The 18755-nt window shown below is 54.8% G+C and carries 21 protein-coding genes; 4 read left to right on the top strand and 17 right to left on the bottom strand.

Annotated elements, in window-relative coordinates; genetic code table 11:
* Positions 1 to 29: 29 nt before the first annotated feature.
* Positions 30 to 1559, top strand: coding sequence for an ATP-dependent RecD-like DNA helicase (locus AB1F12_RS14775; RefSeq protein ID WP_368185128.1), 1530 nt, complete (start codon positions 30 to 32; stop codon positions 1557 to 1559).
* On the top strand, positions 1556 to 2275 hold the full coding sequence (locus tag AB1F12_RS14770; protein ID WP_368185127.1) for an SDR family oxidoreductase: 720 nt from the start codon (positions 1556 to 1558) through the stop codon (positions 2273 to 2275). Before AB1F12_RS14775 ends, AB1F12_RS14770 begins: the two co-directional genes overlap by 4 nt.
* 1 nt (position 2276) lies before the next feature.
* Here the strand turns inward: AB1F12_RS14770 and AB1F12_RS14765 are convergent, their stop codons facing one another.
* From AB1F12_RS14765 to AB1F12_RS14690, 16 genes are all read right to left on the bottom strand, one after another.
* Positions 2277 to 3035 (bottom strand): TIGR02186 family protein, encoded by a 759-nt coding sequence (locus AB1F12_RS14765; protein ID WP_368185126.1) that lies wholly within the window; start codon positions 3033 to 3035, stop codon positions 2277 to 2279.
* Positions 3035 to 3952: a sulfite exporter TauE/SafE family protein gene (locus AB1F12_RS14760; RefSeq protein WP_368185125.1), complete on the bottom strand. Its 918-nt coding sequence runs from the start codon at positions 3950 to 3952 to the stop codon at positions 3035 to 3037. Before AB1F12_RS14760 ends, AB1F12_RS14765 begins: the two co-directional genes overlap by 1 nt.
* 131 nt (positions 3953 to 4083) lie before the next feature.
* Positions 4084 to 4890 carry a purine-nucleoside phosphorylase gene (locus tag AB1F12_RS14755; protein WP_368185124.1) on the bottom strand — a complete coding sequence of 269 codons (807 nt, stop codon included), beginning with the start codon at positions 4888 to 4890 and terminating at the stop codon, positions 4084 to 4086.
* Entirely contained in the window at positions 4874 to 5842 is a 969-nt protein-coding gene (locus tag AB1F12_RS14750; protein WP_368185123.1) for an ABC transporter permease, read from the bottom strand. The genes AB1F12_RS14755 and AB1F12_RS14750 overlap by 17 nt, the downstream gene beginning before the upstream one ends.
* Before the next feature lie 3 nt (positions 5843 to 5845).
* On the bottom strand, positions 5846 to 6967 hold the full coding sequence (locus AB1F12_RS14745) for an ABC transporter permease (RefSeq protein ID WP_368185122.1): 1122 nt from the start codon (positions 6965 to 6967) through the stop codon (positions 5846 to 5848).
* A complete protein-coding gene (locus tag AB1F12_RS14740; RefSeq protein ID WP_368185121.1) occupies positions 6968 to 8506 on the bottom strand; it encodes an ABC transporter ATP-binding protein in 1539 nt (512 codons plus the stop codon).
* Positions 8507 to 8581: 75 nt separating this feature from the next.
* Positions 8582 to 9577 carry a BMP family protein gene (locus AB1F12_RS14735; protein WP_368185120.1) on the bottom strand — a complete coding sequence of 332 codons (996 nt, stop codon included), beginning with the start codon at positions 9575 to 9577 and terminating at the stop codon, positions 8582 to 8584.
* 174 nt (positions 9578 to 9751) lie between these two features.
* Complete coding sequence (locus AB1F12_RS14730) at positions 9752 to 10180, bottom strand: GNAT family N-acetyltransferase (protein ID WP_368185119.1); 429 nt, start codon at positions 10178 to 10180, stop codon at positions 9752 to 9754.
* Between the two features lie 7 nt (positions 10181 to 10187).
* Positions 10188 to 10766 (bottom strand): tRNA (adenosine(37)-N6)-threonylcarbamoyltransferase complex dimerization subunit type 1 TsaB, encoded by a 579-nt coding sequence (gene tsaB / locus AB1F12_RS14725; RefSeq protein ID WP_368185118.1) that lies wholly within the window; start codon positions 10764 to 10766, stop codon positions 10188 to 10190.
* Entirely contained in the window at positions 10756 to 11316 is a 561-nt protein-coding gene (locus AB1F12_RS14720) for a NifU family protein (RefSeq protein ID WP_368185117.1), read from the bottom strand. The genes tsaB and AB1F12_RS14720 overlap by 11 nt, the downstream gene beginning before the upstream one ends.
* Positions 11317 to 11441: 125 nt before the next feature.
* Complete coding sequence (locus AB1F12_RS14715; RefSeq protein WP_368185114.1) at positions 11442 to 11777, bottom strand: hypothetical protein; 336 nt, start codon at positions 11775 to 11777, stop codon at positions 11442 to 11444.
* 442 nt (positions 11778 to 12219) lie between these two features.
* Positions 12220 to 12558 (bottom strand): hypothetical protein, encoded by a 339-nt coding sequence (locus tag AB1F12_RS14710; protein ID WP_368185116.1) that lies wholly within the window; start codon positions 12556 to 12558, stop codon positions 12220 to 12222.
* 375 nt (positions 12559 to 12933) lie between these two features.
* Positions 12934 to 13389, bottom strand: coding sequence for a universal stress protein (locus tag AB1F12_RS14705; RefSeq protein WP_368185115.1), 456 nt, complete (start codon positions 13387 to 13389; stop codon positions 12934 to 12936).
* Positions 13390 to 13562: 173 nt separating this feature from the next.
* Positions 13563 to 13898: a hypothetical protein gene (locus tag AB1F12_RS14700; protein ID WP_368185114.1), complete on the bottom strand. Its 336-nt coding sequence runs from the start codon at positions 13896 to 13898 to the stop codon at positions 13563 to 13565.
* A gap of 424 nt (positions 13899 to 14322) precedes the next feature.
* Positions 14323 to 15183, bottom strand: coding sequence for a branched-chain amino acid aminotransferase (locus tag AB1F12_RS14695; RefSeq protein ID WP_368185113.1), 861 nt, complete (start codon positions 15181 to 15183; stop codon positions 14323 to 14325).
* A 198-nt stretch (positions 15184 to 15381) separates the two neighbouring features.
* Positions 15382 to 15891, bottom strand: coding sequence for a VOC family protein (locus AB1F12_RS14690; protein ID WP_368185112.1), 510 nt, complete (start codon positions 15889 to 15891; stop codon positions 15382 to 15384).
* Positions 15892 to 16050: 159 nt separating this feature from the next.
* Between AB1F12_RS14690 and yghU the strand changes: the two genes are divergently transcribed.
* Positions 16051 to 16914, top strand: coding sequence for a glutathione-dependent disulfide-bond oxidoreductase (gene yghU, locus AB1F12_RS14685; RefSeq protein ID WP_368185111.1), 864 nt, complete (start codon positions 16051 to 16053; stop codon positions 16912 to 16914).
* Positions 16915 to 16979: 65 nt separating this feature from the next.
* Here yghU and trpS read toward each other — a convergent pair whose 3' ends face one another.
* On the bottom strand, positions 16980 to 17990 hold the full coding sequence (gene trpS / locus AB1F12_RS14680) for a tryptophan--tRNA ligase (RefSeq protein ID WP_368185110.1): 1011 nt from the start codon (positions 17988 to 17990) through the stop codon (positions 16980 to 16982).
* 72 nt (positions 17991 to 18062) lie between these two features.
* Between trpS and AB1F12_RS14675 the strand changes: the two genes are divergently transcribed.
* Positions 18063 to 18755: a rhomboid family intramembrane serine protease gene (locus AB1F12_RS14675; protein WP_368185109.1), complete on the top strand. Its 693-nt coding sequence runs from the start codon at positions 18063 to 18065 to the stop codon at positions 18753 to 18755.

The raw sequence follows: 18755 nt of genomic DNA, 5'->3' as shown, positions 1-18755 counted from the left end.
CTTTTTGATCACGGGGGTAGGGTCGCGTTATGACCCTTCCCACCGTAACATTCTCCGAAGATCAGGCAGAAGCCTGGGACACAATTGCAGAAGCCTTACGCGGTTCTGGAATTGATTTATCTGACAATTTGCTGATGCCACCCAATGGCGGCACAGAAAATGTGCTGGCGGTCATTGGCAAGGCTGGGTCGGGCAAAACACTGCTGCTGGCAGAGTTGTACAAAGCGCTGAAAGACGCGGGTGTCGACGTCATTTCGGGGGACTGGGAAGGCAAAAAACGCAAAGATCGCAGAACGTTGGCGATTTTGGCCCCCACAAACAAAGCCGCGAGCGTTTTGCGAAATCGCGGTGTGCCTGCAACCACGATTCACCGCATTTTGTACACGCCGGTTTATGATCCGGAATACGAAAAGATCGCTGAATGGTTGGCGGGTGAGGGTGAAAAACCCAAAATCGAAGGGTTAACCGATGTCGCGCTGGACCGGGCGTGGGCGTCGTTTCAGCTTAATGCGTCCGTACCTGCGGCGCTGGCGGCGGCTGGGCTTCGGGGGTCAGACTTTATCACGGGGTGGAAACGCCGAGAGGAAGGGCTGGACATCGGGTTTGTCGATGAAAGTTCGATGTTGGATAAACGCCAATTCGATGACTTGCAGGAAATTTTCCCAACCTTGCTATTGTTTGGCGACCCGGCACAATTGCCCCCGGTTCAAAGCGAGGGCGGCATGGTGTTTGAAACCCTGCCACCTGAACGTAGCCTGATTTTGTCACGTGTGCACCGTCAGGATGCTGGCAACCCGATTCTAGATTTAGCGCATGCGCTGGCGGATCCACAGCTCGATTTTCATACGTTTGAACGCATGATCGAAGAAGCATCGCAAAAGGATGATCGCGTCGTCATGGCGCAGCGGGTCGAATCGGATTTGATGGCGCGCTCTCCTGTTTTGGTGTGGCGCAATGCAACCCGGATCCGGTTGATTCACGCCTTTCGCGCAGCATACAAAGCCCCCGGAGATGAGCTTCTGGAGGGGGAACCGTTGATTTGCGACGGTATTGAGCTGCCGCTGAAACATCGCAAAAAACGACTGGACCTAGAGGCACGGGGCCTGATCAAAGGCGCGCAGGTTGTTTATTTAGGGCCGGGACGAAAGCCGGGATTTTCGCGCCTACATGTCATGGGGGCCGAAGATCCACAGGTATCCGCAGCCAGTATTGTCAAAATTGAGCAAGAAGGCGACGAAGAGCCATTCATCCCGTTTGCGGCGCGTATGGGGGCCACATTTTTGCACGGAGCGGCCGTGACGATCCATAAATCCCAAGGTTCCCAATGGGATACGGTTCAGGTCTTTGCGCCGGATATTTATGCTGCTAGTCGGATGGGCCGGGTTGAGGCAGGGCAACCCTTGTGGAAACGTCTTGCCTATGTGGCGATCACGCGGGCGGAAAACAGATTACTTTGGGTCGTGCGCAATCGGCTTGGATTGCCGTCAAACCCTTTACGGGTTGATGATCTTAGGGTTGCACCCACCCCCTTAACGCTTGAACCAACGGAAACAACATGAAGAGTATTATTATCACCGGGGCCAGTTCTGGCATTGGGGCTGCGACAGCGCAACGATTTCTGAGCGAGGGGTGGATCGTCGGATTGGTAGCCAGACGACAGCCTGCGTTGATCGAGGTGGCAAATGGGGCGCAGAACGCGGTCGTTTTGCCATGTGATGTGACGGATGAGGCGCAAGTGAAGCGCGCATTTGGCCAATTCGTAGATCGGGCTGGGCATCTGAATTCGTTGTTTAACAACGCAGGACAATTTGGCCCGTCGGGTAGCTTGGACGAAATCGAATTGACGGATTGGCGTGCGACTATTGATTTAAACGTGACCGCGATGTTTTTATGCGCCAAGTCCGCGTTTGGGCAAATGCGGCACCAATCCCCACAGGGTGGGCGGATCATCAATAACGGGTCGTTGTCGGCACATGCGCCCCGCACACCGTTTTCAGCCGCCTATACCACCAGCAAACATGCCATTTCAGGGCTGACCAAAACGATCACAATGGACGGTCGGCCGTTTGATATTGCCTGCGGTCAAATTGACATTGGTAATGCGGCGACGCCCTTGGTGCGCTCAATTTCTGAATCCGAAGGCGATACGCCGATGACGATGGATGTGTCCCATTGCGCCGATGCAGTCTGGCAGATGGCCAATTTGCCGTTATCGGCAAATGTGCAATCCATGACAATTATGGCAACAAAGATGCCGTTTGTTGGTCGCGGCTAACTTAGCGTTGGAAGGCCCGGAACGCTGCGGATGCCCCCCAACCAGCGGCAATCGCGATCGTGAGTGACATCAACCCGTAAAGAAACGGATTTTCGTGCGCAAGGTTGAACAAAAATCGTTCCAAACCAACCTTTTGTACGGCAATCGGCGTTTCGTATTGATCGATAACCTGGCCGTTGCGTGTCAGAAAAATCCGGGTCACGTAATCACCGGCTGTCAGGTTCGCAGGCAGCGAAATCGCCGTGCGAAACAGCGTGTCCTGATCCAAATCAACCGCGCCTTCGAGCAGCTGATAAGAATCCTCGGCGCCGCGGATGCGGATCAAAGCTTCGGTAAAGCTCTCTGAATCCATGACATCCATCGGGGCCCCAACAGATCGGATAGCGCGCGGAATGGTGACTTTGTGTCTTAGATCTTCGACGTCGGACAAAACCTGTTGAATTGGATTGGTCGTCGCCACCGCATAAAAGGACGGGGCGGCGTCCACATCGACGGCGGCGGTGTTGATCCAGATGCCATAACGCCATGCTTTGCGGCGCACGGTGACGGGCTCTGATGGGCCGGAAACCGTCACGATTACTTCTAGGGGGCCTTCGTTCGAAATGGGCGTTTCGCGTTTGATTGCGCCAAAGATCAGGATGTCTTTGCCGTCAAAATTCGCTGTGATTGCAACTTCGTTTTGGGACAGTCCCAATACGATCTCTTCGGCGGCCAAAGGAGATGTGAGACAGGTTATCAGAGCGAGGAGGCGAAGAAACATCAGTGACCTCCTGTCGCGCCGATTGAGTATAGTTCAGACGGCTGGATCAGCAATTCCAGCGCGAGCTTCCCGCAGACAACCAAAACCAGCGCGGCGAGCAGGATGCGCAACTGTTCTGCCTTCAGCTTTAGTCCGATCCGGGTGCCGATCTGAGCGCCAATAACACCCCCAACGAGCAAAAGCACAGCCAAAACGACATCCACTGTAAAGTTGGTCGTTGCATGCAGCATCGTCGTGAATGCAGTCACAAAAATGATCTGAAACAGCGAGGTGCCAACCACCACTTTGGTCGGCATACCCAGCAGATAAATCATCGCGGGCACCATGATAAAACCGCCGCCGACACCCATGATTGCGGCCAAAATACCCACGCAGATCCCAACCATGACCGGCGGAATTACCGAGATGTAAAGCCCTGAGACGCGGAACTTCATTTTGAATGGCAGGTTGTGAACCCAAGTGTGTTTGCGCCGTGTAGGTGCGCCGCCAGGGCGTTTGGATTTTTGCAGTGCGCGCAGGCTTTCAAAGAACATCAGGCCGCCGACAACACCCAAAAATACGACATAGCAAAGCCGCACCAGCAGGTCGACTTGTCCTAATGATTTCAGGTAGTTAAATATCACCACCCCAACTGCAGCGCCGATTAACCCCCCCACCAACAGGACCACGCCCATTCGCAGATCTACGGTTTTTCGTCGTAGATGCGCCAATAGTCCGGAAAACGAAGATGCGACAATCTGGTTGGCTTCGGTTGCGACGGCAACAGCGGGCGGAATGCCGATAAAAAACAAAAGCGGTGTCATAAGGAAGCCACCGCCTACGCCAAACATGCCCGATAATATGCCCACAATTCCGCCCAAGCCAAGAAGAAGGAAGGCGTTCACCGATACCTCGGCGATAGGCAGATATATTTGCATGGGCATCCCGCTGATTATGGGTTGCCTCTTAAAAGCCTATTTTGGGTAGGTGTGTCAAATGGGTGGGCACAAAAATGGCGTCAAAAGACGCTCATTATTGAGACTGGCGTTATCATTTTTTGAAATTGGACCTAAAAGTTGACCCTAAGGTAGCGACGAAGCACTTTCTCTAGTTTTGAAGCGCCAAGAGGGGCCATGTTTTTGGTGTGTTCATGGCTGATGGCTTCTGTACCCAGTCCCTCTGCCATGTTCGTGATTGTTGAAATGGCCGCTGTACGCAACCCCAAAAAACGGGCGAGGATCACCTCTGGTACGGTGGACATGCCCACAGCGTCGGACCCCAGCATTCGAATGGCGCGGATTTCGGCCGGCGTTTCAAAGGATGGGCCGGAATACCATGTGTAAATGCCTTCGTGCATGTCTACATCGCTGGCAAGAGCCGCCTGTTTTAGCGCTTCGCGCAGATCGGCATCATAGGCATTGTGCATCGACACAAACCGCGCATCAGATTTTTCGCCGATCAATGGGTTCAGGCCGGAAAAATTGATATGATCCGTCAGACACATAATCGAACCGGTGGGCATATCAGCCCGCAATGATCCGGCTGCATTGGTCGCGATCACTTGGTCCGCCCCCAACGCCTTTAACACCTCAAGCGGCAGGCGCATCGCATCGCCACGCCCGCTTTCGTAATAATGTGCCCGTCCGCCAAAAACGGCGACGCGCACGCCTTCTAAAGTGCCAATAACAAGGTTCGGATTATGCCCGGACACACCCGCATGGGGAAAACCGGGCAGTGCGTCATAGGGAATGGCAACGCCATCCACCGTGTCTGCGATATGTCCCAGCCCAGAGCCAAGGATCAGACCGATCTGAACGGGGGCATCCCCGGCCAGCTCTTTGATCTGCGCGGCGAGCGTTTCAGCGTTCTTTGACATAGGGTTCGCCGCCGGCACGTGGGGGGATCGCTTTGCCAACAAAGCCCGCCAGAATGATTACCGTGAGGATATAGGGCAATGCGTCCAGCAATTGCACCTGAACCTTAAAGCCAAGCGTGTTTTCAATCAGGTCGGGGCGCAGCGCCAGCGCCTGAAGGAAGCCAAATAACAGGCAGGTATAAAGCGCATGCCAGGGCCGCCATTTGGCAAAGATCAGCGCCGCCAGTGCGATGAACCCACGCCCTGCGGTCATGTCTTTGGTGAACCCAGCCTGAAGTGACGTGGATAGATAGGCCCCTGCAATCCCACATAAAATGCCGCAGATCAGCACAGCAGAAAACCGCAATCGGATCACCGAAATCCCGGCGGTATCCACAGCGGCGGGGTTTTCCCCAACGGCGCGCAAACGCAGGCCAAACCGGGTGCGAAACAACAGCCACCATGTGGCAGGCACGGCGAGTAGCGCCAGATAAACGATGATCGTATGACCCGACAAAAGATCGCTATAAAGCGGCCCCAGCAGCGGCACATCGGCCAGCTGTTCTGCGAAAGGCAGGTTTAGGTTTTCAAACCGTGCTGCCCCGGCCAATTGCGGTGTTCGGCTGCCCTGAGCAAACCAACTTTGGGCGACCACAACCGACAATCCCGCCGCCAAGAAATTAATCGCCACCCCGGAAATAAGCTGATTCCCACGAAACGTGATCGAGGCCACGCCATGCAACAATGCCAGCCCCATCGCGACGCCAACGCCAGCCAACAGGCCGACCCAAGCGGATCCGCTGGTATAGGCCACAGCCGCGGACAAAAACGCAGCGGCCAACATCTTGCCCTCTAGGCCGATGTCGAAAATCCCGGCGCGTTCCGAATAAAGCCCCGCCAAACAGGCCAGCAACAAAGGTGTCGCAAACCGCAAAGAGCTGTCGAGAACCTGAATAAGTGTGTCGATATCCACGGCTTAGCCCTCCTGCTTGCGGTTTTTGGCGATGAACAGCCGTTCCAACGGCATACGCACCATATTGTCCAATGCGCCCGTGAACAGGATCACCAACGCTTGGATCACAACGATCATTTCGCGTGGGATCGACGTCCAAAACGCCAATTCAGCGCCACCCTGATAAAGCGCGCCAAACAAAAGCGCCGCCAAGAACACCCCAAACGGATGGGACCGCCCCATCAGGGCCACAGCGATGCCGATGAACCCAGCACCCTCAACCGCGTTCAAAACCAACCGTTCGGCGTCGCCTTGCGCTTGGTTGACGGCCATCAATCCGGACAATCCCCCAGAGATTAGCATCGCAATCATGATGATTTTAAACGGGCTGATCCCGGCATATTTCGCCGCTGTTTCGGACAGGCCGTAGGACCGTAATTGATAACCCAGACGTGTGCGCCAGATCAGCGCCCAAACCACAAAACAGGCAATAACAGCGAGGAAAAACGTGATGTTTGCCGGGGAGCGTAGGAAAATCGCCTTGGCCTCTTCGCCTGCAAATATTTGCCAGATTGGATTAAACATTTCCTGAAAATTCGGCAAATGGGTTGCCTCAGGAAACGGCGCACTGGCCGGTTCCATCGACCCCAAAGGTTTCAACGGCCCCACCAGCATGTAGTTCAGCAAGGACGCCGCGATAAAGTTGAACATGATCGTTGTGATCACGATATGGCTGCCGCGGCGGGCCTGCAAATAGGCCGGGATCGCCGCCCACATCGCCCCAAACATCGCCGCTCCAAGGCTGGCGCCAAGCAGCGCGAGCGACCAATGCGGCCATGGAATATAGAGACACACGATCGCAACGCCCAGACCGCCGACCAGTGCCTGACCTTCGCCGCCGATGTTGAACATCCGGGCGTGGAATGCGACCGAAACCGCCAATCCGGTAAAGATAAAGTTCGTGGTGTAATACAGCGTGTAGCCGATATTTTGGGTGTTCCCAAACGCGCCATCGACCATTTTTTGCAACGCGATCAAGGGGTTTTCCCCGATGGCCATAATCACAAACGCAGAAATGATCGCCGCAAGGATCAACGAAATCATCGGGATCAGGATCACATCCGCCCATTTAGGCATCTTTTCCATTTATGCAGCCTCCCCGCGAACGCCGGCCATCAACAGGCCCAGCTCTCTTTCGTCCGTTTCTGAGGCGACACGTTCGCCCATAATTTGCCCATCAAACATCACAGCGACGCGGTCAGACAGGGATAGGATTTCTTCTAGTTCGACCGAAACCAGCAAAATGGCTTTGCCTTGGTCACGCAGAGCAATGATCTGTTTGTGGATAAATTCGATCGCGCCGATATCGACGCCACGGGTGGGTTGACCAATCAACAGCAAATCCGGGTTGCGTTCGATTTCACGCGCCACAACGATTTTCTGTTGGTTCCCGCCGGAAAAATTCTTGGCAGCGAGGCTGGGATCGGGGGGGCGCACGTCAAATCGTTCCATTTTTTCGGCGCAATCGGCGCGCATGGCGGCGTTGTCCATGAACAGGCGGTTTTTCTGAAATTTCGGGTCGTTGTGATACCCAAACGCGACATTTTCCCACGCCGCATATTCCATGATCAGGCCCTCGCGCTGGCGATCCTCTGGCACATGGGCGATGCCACGATTACGGCGGCTTTGACCGTCGGATTTGGCGCCTGTCAGGTCAATAGATTCGCCGTTCACCTCAATCAAACCAGTCCCGGATTGATAGCCGCCCAACACTTCGAGCAGTTCTGACTGGCCATTGCCCGCCACGCCCGCAATGCCCAGCACTTCTCCGGCGCGCACGTCAAAGGAAATGCCTTTCAGGCGTTCCACTTTCTTGTCGTCGACGACACGGAGATCCTGAACATTCAGAACAACCTGTTTCGGCTGAGCCGGGGTTTTGTCGACCCGCAGCAACACTTTGCGGCCGACCATCAATTCGGCCAATTCTTGGGGGCTGGTTTCTGCGGTTTTAACCGTTGCAGTCATTTCACCACGGCGCATCACGCTGACCGTATTGGTGATTTCCATGATTTCACGCAGCTTATGCGTGATCAGAATGATGGTTTTGCCTTCTTCGCGCAGGCGGTCCAAAATTCGGAACAATTGGTCGGCCTCTGCCGGGGTCAGCACACCGGTGGGTTCGTCCAAAATCAGGATATTGGCCTGACGATAGAGCGCCTTTAGGATTTCCACGCGCTGCTGCATGCCGACGCCGATTTCTTCGATGATGGCGTCTGGATTGACCTGCAATTCGTATTCATCCGACAGCGCGGTCAATTCTTTGCGTGCTTTGCGCAGGGATGGGCCCAATAGCGCGCCATCTTCGGCCCCGAGAACAACGTTTTCCAGAACCGTGAAATTTTCGACCAGTTTAAAGTGCTGGAACACCATCCCGATACCGGCGGCAATCGCGGCCTGTGAATCGGGAATATCAGTCTTTTGACCGTTGATAAAAATCTCGCCCTTATCGGCTTTGTAAAACCCATAAAGGATCGACATAAGCGTCGATTTCCCAGCGCCATTTTCGCCAATGATCCCGTGGATCGTGCCGGGCATCACGCGGATCGCGATGTCTTTGTTGGCTTGAACGGGGCCAAATGCTTTGGAAATTCCCTTAAGCTCAATTGCGGGGGCTTGATCTGTCATATTTTCACCAACGCCAGAAAGAAGGAGGGCCGCACGAACGGATCGTGCGGCCCCGATGTTTGGGCCTGAACTTACTTAGAAGTCCAGAACAGGACAGGTTTCGTCGCTCATGTAATCATGCACAACCAATGACCCGTCAGAGATGCTGGTTGCGGCTGCGTTTACAGCGGTCAGCATGTCTTCGGAAATCAGGGATTCGTTGTGTTCATCCAGTGCGAAACCAACGCCGCCATTGGCAACGCCCATCACGTTAAACCCGGGCTCAACGTCTGTACCAGCGGTGAAGCTTTCGAAGACGGCATTGTCGACGCGTTTCATCATGGATGTCAGAACCTGACCGGAATGCAGGTAGTTCTGGTTGCTATCCACGCCGATTGACAGGATTTCCTGATCCGCAGCGGTTTGCAGAACCCCAACGCCAGTCCCACCAGCGGCGGCATAAACAACGTCCGCGCCTTGGCTGATCTGTGCTTGGGTCAGTTCGGACCCTTTGACCGGGTCATTCCATGCAGCAGGTGTGGTGCCGGTCATGTTGGCGATCACGGTTGCGTCTGCATTTGCGGCCAGCACGCCTTCGGCGTAGCCACAGGCGAATTTACGGATCAATGGGATGTCCATACCGCCGATGAACCCAACGGTACCGGATTCTGACGCCATGCCAGCCAGCATGCCAACCAGATAGGACCCTTCGTGTTCGTTAAACACGATGGAACGGACGTTTGGTGCGTCTACAACCATGTCGATGATCACGAATTTGGTGTCAGGATAGTCACCCGCAGCGGCGCTGAGCGGTGTCGCCCAAGAAAAGCCAGCCATTACGATTGGGTTGTTGCCTGCTTCTGCGAAACGACGGATCGCCTGTTCGCGCTGTGCATCCGACTGGATTTCAAACTCAGCGAATTCACCGCCGGTTTCTTCGGCCCAACGCTGTGCGCCGTTAAACGCGGATTCGTTAAAGCTTTTGTCGAATTTACCACCCAGATCAAAGATCAGGGCAGGATCGGCCAACGCAGCACCAGCAGAAAGCGCCAGAGCAGCGGTCGCGCCGAGGAATTTCGTCATGAAAGTCATGGTAGTCTCCCAGGTCATGGTCTGTGGCACGGTTATGGAACCCAATCCGTGCCATCTGTTAATATGCCGACTAAGTCGGACCATCCACAATTAAGGCAGTGAGCGCGGGAAAGGGTCAACCGCTTTTTAACAAAAACCACCCACAACCTGTCGCTTCTCTCATATTTGCTGGGGTTACGTAGGGTGATGTGGCGTCAGTTTTTTTTCCATCACCACGGCATCTTGGCGTTGATTGCCCTCTAACCTGTAGTAATTGCGCCGCAAACCGATTCTCTGGAACCCAGAATCAGCGTAATGCCCCAATGCAGGCCGATTATTTGCCGCCACTTCCAGAAAGATACGCGTGACCCCCAGCACCCCGAGCTGATCCACAAACTTCAGCATTGCCGCGCGGGCTTGTCCCTGTCGTTGAACGGTGGGATCTGTGGCCAATGTCAGGATTTCGGCTTCGTCGGCGATCAGACTGGCCAGAACAAACGACAATCCAGACGTGACCAACAATGTCGACGGTTTGGCCAACAGATCGGCAAATTCTTGTTCGGTCCATGGGCGGGTTTGCTGGAACGCGCCTGCGTGAATAGCGGCCAGATCGGATGGGGTCACAGCTGCATCAATCCGCAAGAATTACAGGTGCCGGGTCACGCGGCGGGGCGGCATCAGCAGCCCGCATATAAAGCGGCGCAGGGCGTGGCATTGGCGCGCCAGATTGGCTGCGCTCTGCTGCGATTCGTGCAATCGAGGATGTCACGTGATGGGCGTCAAATGCGGGCACCGCGCCGGGTTCCAATGTGATGTCAGATTGGGTGACATCAAAATGCTGGGCGTAATGCATGTCACGGGGGGCGGGCAGCGTGGCAATCATTGGCCGCGGTTGGCCATAGGCGATGGCGTCCAGAATACCCACACCAATGGCCGGAATGCCCAGCCCCAACGCCAATCCGCGCGCGGCAGAAACTGAAATTCGGATGCCCGTGAAATTGCCGGGACCGATGCCGACCCCAATCGCCGTCAGATCTGCCCAGTCCAGATCGGCCTGTTTCAGCATGTTTTCCAGCAGAACCATCAGATGTTCGGCTTGCCCGCGCTTCATCTCTTCGACTTGGGTGGTGATGCGTCCATCCCATAGCAAAGCGGCTGCGCAATGCGCAGCCGATGTATCAAATGCCAGTATTGTTGTCTTAGGCGGCAACGGGGCGCACCTCTGTCACTTCGGGGATGTAATGACGCAGCAGGTTTTCGATGCCCATTTTCAACGTCAAAGTGGAGGACGGGCAACCGGCGCACGCCCCCTGCATATGCAGGTAAACCACGCCGCGATCAAAGCCATGAAATGTGATGTCACCGCCATCTTGGGCCACGGCCGGGCGCACACGTGTGTCCAGCAATTCTTTGATTTGATCAACGATGCCAGAATCCTCTGCATCATAAGCGGCATGACCTGATGCGGCCTGTTCGCCTGCAATCACCGGGGCGCCGGATTGGAAATGCTCCATGATCGAACCCAGGATCGCGGGTTTGATATGGTCCCATTCGGTGCCGTCCACCTTGGTCACGGTCACAAAGTCAGAGCCAAAGAAAACGCCGGTCACGCCATCGACCGCAAAGATGCGCTGTGCCAGCGGCGAATTTTGCGCCGCCTCTGGGGATGCAAAATCAGCGGTGCCGGTTTCCAGCACGGATTGCCCCGGAAGAAACTTCAACGTGGCTGGGTTTGGTGTGGATTCGGTTTGAATGAACATGAGACGCCCTTTCCTGACAGATTTGATATGCTATCGGAGGCCGTCTATGTCAAGCTTTAGAAACATTCTAAAACGCAAAAGGGCCGCCCGTTTGGGCGACCCTTTCGTGAGTGGTGGCGTGGCGCTTAGTTTGCGCGGACGTCGACCTGTTGAGTTGCCAGAACTTGGCCGCCGGATTTCAGCACGGCCAGAACGTCGCCGAAGGGCTCAGAGTTCAGGTTGATGCGTGTGTCGCGGTTTGCGCCGGCGTGGACGCTCTCTACGGCCAGCAATTTGCCCTGCTCGCCCAAGCGGTAATCGTAAACTTCGATCACGCCGTCAGCGGCGGAATTTACAACGCCCAGTTCCAAAATCGAACCAGAGTTTTGAGCGGCGTCAAAAGAGAAGTTGCTGTCAGCGGAAGCAGCAGAAGCGGCAGCTACAGAAGCAGTCAGGGCGGCGATAAGTGCGAATTTAGTCATGATATTTCCTTTGTGTGTCTGTGTGTTAGGCGATTTGCCTGATTGTGTGCGGCGGGAGGAACCGCGTTTCGATGATTAGGATTTGGGGCAGGTTTGGCGGGATTAAAAGGGGGGGGATGATCACAGAAATGGGATGGATTTTTCTTTGAAACAAAGCTTGAAATCCGCGCAAACCGACCCGGGGTCTGGGTTCTGTGGGGGCGTGCACGGAATTGGTGCGCAGATGCGCGAATGGGCGTCTGAACCGATCAGTTTAGTTGTAACATTTGGATGAAATTTTTTTGCTAGAAAAATTGTGATCAGGGTTTTGGCGGCTTTTGTTGCTGGTTTTCACGGGCAGGTGAGGGGGATGGGGCGAATTTACCATCCTGTGACACATGGCCAAAAACGCAAAAAGGCCGCCCCGCAGGGCGACCTTTCTACATTCGGGATAACAGGGGACTTAGTTATCGCGAATATCGACGTCTGTGGTGGCCAGGATTTGACCGCTGTCGGATTTCAACACGGCAATCACGTCACCAAAGGGTTCAGAGCCCAAATCAACCCGCGTGTCGCGGTTGGCGCCGGCATGGACGTCTTCGGTGCCCAGCAGTTTGCCTTGGACGCCGAGGCGGAAGTCATAGATTTCAACGGTGCCGGGAACTTCGGAAACGACAATCCCCAGATCCAGGGTTGATCCGCTGTCCTGATTTGCATCCAGCGTGAAATAGCTGTTGGCAAGAGCAGAGGATGCACCAGCGATGGTTGCGGTCAGGGCGATGGCGATAGCAAATTTAGTCATTGGGTGTCCTTTCAGATCAGAGACATTGTTTTGGATGCGGCGTCGTGTGTTGTGTGTGTCGTGGTGTGCCGCGTTTCGATGATTAAGATTTGGGGGGAAAGCGCAGGCAAAGAAAGACGTCGGGCGTCACACTCAAGTGATGCCAAAGTGACCGGTAACAAACCTTGAAATTGAGGGGGCTATGACGGGCTCTGGGTTGTGTGCGCCGATGCGTGGTAAAGTCGGGATTTACGTGCATATGTGCTGATTTGCACCCTCGTAAGCGTGCATAATCTTCACAAAATAAAAACGCACATCAAAATGTGAGCCCCCAACTGTGTCAGAGGGCTCTCACTTGCGTGAAGGTATGTGCCTGAAATGAGAGGTATTTTACGATCAGGTGATCGCTTCGAGCCGCTCTTTGGACATGTCGCCGGGGACAATTGTAAAGGGAATCGGCAACGATCCCGCGCTGCGGGTCAATGCAGTGACCAAGGGGCCGGGGCCCTTTTTGTCGGTGGCCGCGCCCAGAACCAGAACGCCGATTTCTGGGTCATCCTTGATTTGGGACAGAATTTCCTGAACGGCTTCGCCTTCTCGGATCACCAATTCAGGATCAACACCCTGACGGTCGCGCATCCATTTGGCGAAAACCTCGAAATGGACCACAATCCGTTCGCGCGCTTCTTCGCGCATAATTTCGCCCACGCCGATCCAGTGATTGAATTCTTCTGGTGCGATGATCGACAGCACCTCAACCCCACCGCCAGTATGGGCAGCCCGCATAGCGGCAAACCGCATTGCATTCAGGCATTCACGGCTATCATCAAGAATAACAAGGAATTTACGCATCAAAGTCCCTCCAACGTCGGCATACTGTGCCGTAGCAACAAGTCAGTGGCAATGGCGTTTTCGATTTATGGGCGAGGCTTGCACAAAAAAGGGGACATACGAAAAAGGGCCGCCCTTTCGGACGACCCCCACACGACACCCTTTCGGCACGTGTATTCGTTGGTTGACGGCGCTTAGTTTGCGCGGACGTCGACCTGTTGAGTTGCCAGAACTTGGCCGCCGGATTTCAGCACGGCCAGAACGTCGCCGAAGGGCTCAGAGTTCAGGTTGATGCGTGTGTCGCGGTTTGCGCCGGCGTGGACGCTCTCTACGGCCAGCAATTTGCCCTGCTCGCCCAAGCGGTAATCGTAAACTTCGATCACGCCGTCAGCGGCGGAATTTACAACGCCCAGTTCCAAAATCGAACCAGAGTTTTGAGCGGCGTCAAAAGAGAAGTTGCTGTCAGCGGAAGCAGCAGAAGCGGCAGCTACAGAAGCAGTCAGGGCGGCGATAAGTGCGAATTTAGTCATGATATTTCCTTTGTGTGTCTGTGTGTTAGGCGATTTGCCTGATTGTGTGCGGCGGGAGGAACCGCGTTTCGATGATTAGGATTTGGGGCAGGTTTGGCGGGATTAAAAGGGGGGGGATGATCACAGAAATGGGATGGATTTTTCTTTGAAACAAAGCTTGAAATCCGCGCAAACCGACCCGGGGTCTGGGTTCTGTGGGGGCGTGCACGGAATTGGTGCGCAGATGCGCGAATGGGCGTCTGAACCGATCAGTTTAGTTGTAACATTTGGATGAAATTTTTTTGCTAGAAAAATTGTGATCAGGGTTTTGGCGGCTTTTGTTGCTGGTTTTCACGGGCAGGTGAGGGAAAATCCCCCCGAAAAACAAAAAAGCCCAGCCTATACCGATAGGCCGGGCTTTGACATCCAGATGAGGGATGCGGATTTAAGCAGAAAGCGCCCAATCCCAATACATATCCCGCACGCGGCGCGCGATGGGGCCGGTTTGGTATTGAATGTCGTCAAATGCGCTCACTGGTGTCACTTTGGACATGTTCCCCGACAGGAACACTTCGTCGGCGGCGGCGACATCCTCAAAGGACAGAACGGTTTCATGCACTTTGATGCCATCTGCCTTCATGTTGGTGATGTGGCGCGCGCGGGTGATCCCGGCCAGAAATGTGCCATTGGGCACGGGGGTGAACACTTCTCCATCGCGGACAATGAACACATTGGATGTGGCGGTTTCGGCAACATTGCCCAGAGCATCCGCCGCCAAAGCATTCCCAAAGCCGCGTGATTGTGCCTCGGCCAACATGCGGGCGTTGTTAGGATAGAGACAGCCCGCCTTGGCATTGACCACGGCATTTTCTAAAACCGGGCGGCGAAATTGGGTGCGGGTCAATGTGGTGCTGGCCTGTGCATCGGCCATGGGGATTTCTTCTAGGCAGATGGCGAACCCGGCGGGTTCTTGGGCTGGGACAATCGCAGAAAAGCCTGATCCGATGCCCCAATACATGGGGCGGATGTAAACGGCGCTGTCTTTGGAATAGGATTTCAGGCCTTCTTGCACAATGTCGACCATGTCTGATGTGGCCACTGATGGTGACAGCATCAATGCCTCGGCTGATCTGTTGGTTCGTGCGCAATGGGCGTGTAAATCCGGGGTTACACCTTCGAAAAATCGCGCGCCGTCAAAAACCGTACTGCCCAGCCATGACCCGTGATCTGCGGCCTTCATGATTGGCACATCCCCATCGTGCCATGCGCCATCAACAAAGGTGCGGATATTTGTGCCGGTTGCCATGATTGTCCTCCTGAATTCTGGCTGACGCTAGGCCAGCCCCAAAGGAAGGTCCAGATAAGAAAACGCGCCCGGGCAGGGGATAGCCGGGCGCGTTTGGTTTCATCGGCGGGACAACCGATGAGCCATCCGTGACATCGCAAAGACGGCGCAGTGACCGGAAACAGGACAGGCCCGGTCAACATGGGGAATAAGGTTGTTTTACTGGGATTCGGACACCGTTTTATGACGGCTTTGTGCAATCAAGGCATCAACGTCCAAACGCGCAGTATGCATTTTGAGCGCGCCATGCCGATCCCGGGGCCAGTCAGCTTTGGGACGATCGGTATAAAGCTCTACCCCGTTATTATCCGGATCGCGTAGATACACGGCCTGGCTGACGCCATGATCCGCGGCCCCATCCAGCGCCACACCGGATGACAGCACATGGTCAACCGCCCGGCCAAGTGCGGCGCGGTTGGGATATAAAAATGCCACATGATATAGCCCGGTGTGACCGGCTGGGGGCGGGGTGGCGCCGCGGCTTTCCCATGTGTTCAAGCCAATGTGATGATGATACCCATCCGCACCCAGAAACGCCGCCTGCGATCCGATCCGTTGCTGCAACCGGAACCCAAGCACATCTGAATAAAACGCGATGGACCGGTCCAAATCCGCCACTTTTAGGTGGATATGGCCGATTTTGGTCCCAACTGGCGCGGTGAATGTCATGCGGTTTCCTTTCTGTTGGACCATAGATGGGGCCGCAACACCCGCGCACCAGATGCGAAAATGAACGGTTGATGTGCGCATTTGCACGGATGTTTTGCCATTGCCTGCGCGGTTTTGTGCGCTATCTGTGTTGCCAGTATTTAATCAAAGGATGCCGGCATGACCGAATATACCCCCCCCAAAGTGTGGAAATGGGAACAAGAGAGCGGCGGCAAATTCGCCAGCATCAACCGCCCTATCGCGGGTGCAACCCATGACAAAGAACTGCCCGTGGGGGATCATCCCTATCAGCTTTATTCACTGGCCACGCCCAACGGTATCAAAACCACCATCATGTTCGAAGAGCTGCTGGCCGCGGGTCATGCTGCGGAATATGACGCATGGCTGATCAACATCCAAGAGGGCGACCAGTTTGGATCTGGCTTTGTTGAAGTAAACCCCAATTCGAAAATTCCAGCCCTGCATGATCACACCGGTGATGCCCCTGTGCGCGTGTTCGAAAGCGCGTCGATCCTGTTGCATCTGGCCGATCAGTTTGGCGCGTTCATTCCTGCCGATGGCCCGGCGCGAACCGAAGTCATGAACTGGCTGTTCTGGCAAATGGGCAGCGCGCCCTATCTGGGCGGTGGGTTCGGGCATTTCTATGCCTATGCACCTGAAAAGTTTGAATATCCTATTGATCGATTTGCAATGGAAACCAAACGTCAGCTGGACGTTCTGGACCGTCAACTGGCCAACAACACCTATATCGCCGGTGACGATTATAGCATCGCGGATATGGCGATCTGGTCTTGGTATGGTGGTCTGGTATTGGGGCGTCTTTATGATGCGGCCGAATTCCTGGACGTTACCAGCTATAAAAACGTGATGCGTTGGGCCGAGGCGATTGATGCACGTCCAGCCGTAAAACGCGGTCGGATGGTCAATAAATCCTGGGGCGAAGCGGCTGAACAGCTGCGTGAACGCCACAACGCGGCGGATTTTGACACCCAGACATGGGACAAAATTGGCGACGATCAATAACCCAAAAAAGGCCCGCCAATTGGCGGGCCTTTTGATGGGATGCCTGAGCCGGCAATCAAGTCAGTTTACTGAACAAACCCAATGATCTCTTTGGTTTGCTTCAAAATCGGGTCTGCGATGGCGCGGGCTTTTTCTGCGCCGCGGGCCAGAATCCGGTCAATTTCTGCTTTGTCATCCATATAGCGCGCCATTTCCGACGAAATCGGGGCCAGTTTTTCAACCGCCAAATCGGCCAGTGCCGGTTTGAAACGGCCCCAGCCTGCACCGGCATATTCTGCGATCACCTGTTCGGATGTTTGACCTGACAGACCTGCATAAATATCGACCAGATTTTTCGCCTCAGGTCGCGTGCTCAGCCCATCCAGTGTTTCTGGCAAAGGTTCTGGATCGGTTTTGGCTTTCTTGAACTTTTTAGCGATCAGATCGGCCGTGTCGGTCATATTGATGCGTTCCATATCGGATTCACCCGATTTGGACATTTTTTTGGTGCCATCACGCAGGTTCATCACCCGTGTGGCCGGGCCCTCGATCACAGGGTTGGTTTCAGGAAAGAAATCCACCTTAAAGTCGTGATTGAATTTGTTGGCGATGTCGCGGGTCAGTTCAACATGCTGTTTCTGATCCTCGCCCACAGGCACATGCGTTGCGTGATACAGCAAAATATCTGCCGCCATCAGCGCCGGATAGGCATAAAGCCCAAGGCTGACCTTTTCCGCGCCGGACCCGGCTTTGTCTTTGAACTGGGTCATGCGGTTCATCCAACCGACACGCGCCACACAGCTAAACAACCAGCCTAGTTCCGCATGGGCGGGCACCTGGGATTGGTTGAACAATGTGGATTTTTCCGGATCGATCCCTGACGCCAGAAAACCGGCCGCCACTTCGCGGGTGGCGTCGCGCAATTCGGCGGGGTCTTGCCAGACGGTGATCGCGTGCAGATCGACGACGCAATACATCGTTTCAAAATCTGTGCCCTGCATGTCAACGAAACGTTTGATAGCGCCAAGGTAATTGCCCAAGGTCAAACCGCCAGAGGGTTTGATGCCGGAGAAAACGCGAGGTGTGAACTGGGTCATGTGTGCGATCCAACTGGAAATAATGTGCGACCTCGCTTACCCATGGCATCAAGCTTGGTCAAGGAGAGTACAGTGAGTGATGCGCAGATGCGGCCCGAAAGCCCAGTAAATCCGATCCCACGTGTCGTTTTGGCGTTGTTTGGCTGCATTGTGGTCGTGGAAATGGTCCTGACGATGGCCAACCAAGGTCTGGTCGGTGGTGCACAGGGCGTGGGCTGGCGGATTTATGCGACGCAGGAATTTGCCATATCCCCGGCTTTGGTCGATCGCATGTTTGAACATGGCGATTATTCATGGGGAACAGTGCGCCGGTTCGTGGGCTACACCTTTGTGCATATCAACTTTACCCATGCCTTGTTTGCCGGGGCGCTGTTGCTGGCGCTGGGCAAATTCATCAGTGATTTTTTGCATCCCGCATCAGTGTTTGCGATCTATGTCGCCAGCGCCGTGGCCGGGGCATTGGCTTTTGCGTTTGCGCTGGATGGGCGGATGCCGTTGGTCGGGGCCTATCCGCCGGTTTATGGGTTCATCGGGGCCTATACCTATCTGACGTGGTTGAACCTGAAATTCATGGGGGCAAATCAGCTGAATGCATTCCGCCTGATCGCGGTTTTGTTGGCGTTGCAATTGGTCTTTGCCTTGCTGTTTGGCGGCAACAAAGACTGGATCGCGGATGTGGCAGGGTTTGTGGTCGGCTTTGGCATGACAACATTGCTGGTGCCGGGCGGTTGGGCTGCGTTTTTGGCGCGGTTGCGCAACCGGTAA

It is taken from the genome of Aestuariibius sp. HNIBRBA575, from assembly GCF_040932005.1.
GTDB lineage: Bacteria > Pseudomonadota > Alphaproteobacteria > Rhodobacterales > Rhodobacteraceae > CANLNM01.
The sequence above is the reverse complement of the archived record's forward strand: the minus strand, read 5'-3'. Positions and strand labels throughout refer to the sequence as shown.

Excerpts from the sequence above, each read along its gene's own strand:
- AB1F12_RS14775 (WP_368185128.1), top strand. The coding sequence starts at position 30 with ATGACCCTTCCCACCGTAACATTCTCCGAAGATCAGGCAGAAGCCTGG.
- AB1F12_RS14770 (WP_368185127.1), top strand. The coding sequence starts at position 1,556 with ATGAAGAGTATTATTATCACCGGGGCCAGTTCTGGCATTGGGGCTGCG.
- AB1F12_RS14765 (WP_368185126.1), bottom strand. The coding sequence starts at position 3,035 with ATGTTTCTTCGCCTCCTCGCTCTGATAACCTGTCTCACATCTCCTTTG.
- AB1F12_RS14760 (WP_368185125.1), bottom strand. The coding sequence starts at position 3,952 with ATGCAAATATATCTGCCTATCGCCGAGGTATCGGTGAACGCCTTCCTT.
- AB1F12_RS14755 (WP_368185124.1), bottom strand. The coding sequence starts at position 4,890 with ATGTCAAAGAACGCTGAAACGCTCGCCGCGCAGATCAAAGAGCTGGCC.
- AB1F12_RS14745 (WP_368185122.1), bottom strand. The coding sequence starts at position 6,967 with ATGGAAAAGATGCCTAAATGGGCGGATGTGATCCTGATCCCGATGATT.
- AB1F12_RS14740 (WP_368185121.1), bottom strand. The coding sequence starts at position 8,506 with ATGACAGATCAAGCCCCCGCAATTGAGCTTAAGGGAATTTCCAAAGCA.
- AB1F12_RS14735 (WP_368185120.1), bottom strand. The coding sequence starts at position 9,577 with ATGACTTTCATGACGAAATTCCTCGGCGCGACCGCTGCTCTGGCGCTT.
- AB1F12_RS14720 (WP_368185117.1), bottom strand. The coding sequence starts at position 11,316 with ATGTTCATTCAAACCGAATCCACACCAAACCCAGCCACGTTGAAGTTT.
- AB1F12_RS14715 (WP_368185114.1), bottom strand. The coding sequence starts at position 11,777 with ATGACTAAATTCGCACTTATCGCCGCCCTGACTGCTTCTGTAGCTGCC.
- AB1F12_RS14710 (WP_368185116.1), bottom strand. The coding sequence starts at position 12,558 with ATGACTAAATTTGCTATCGCCATCGCCCTGACCGCAACCATCGCTGGT.
- AB1F12_RS14705 (WP_368185115.1), bottom strand. The coding sequence starts at position 13,389 with ATGCGTAAATTCCTTGTTATTCTTGATGATAGCCGTGAATGCCTGAAT.
- AB1F12_RS14700 (WP_368185114.1), bottom strand. The coding sequence starts at position 13,898 with ATGACTAAATTCGCACTTATCGCCGCCCTGACTGCTTCTGTAGCTGCC.
- AB1F12_RS14695 (WP_368185113.1), bottom strand. The coding sequence starts at position 15,183 with ATGGCAACCGGCACAAATATCCGCACCTTTGTTGATGGCGCATGGCAC.
- AB1F12_RS14690 (WP_368185112.1), bottom strand. The coding sequence starts at position 15,891 with ATGACATTCACCGCGCCAGTTGGGACCAAAATCGGCCATATCCACCTA.
- yghU (WP_368185111.1), top strand. The coding sequence starts at position 16,051 with ATGACCGAATATACCCCCCCCAAAGTGTGGAAATGGGAACAAGAGAGC.
- trpS (WP_368185110.1), bottom strand. The coding sequence starts at position 17,990 with ATGACCCAGTTCACACCTCGCGTTTTCTCCGGCATCAAACCCTCTGGC.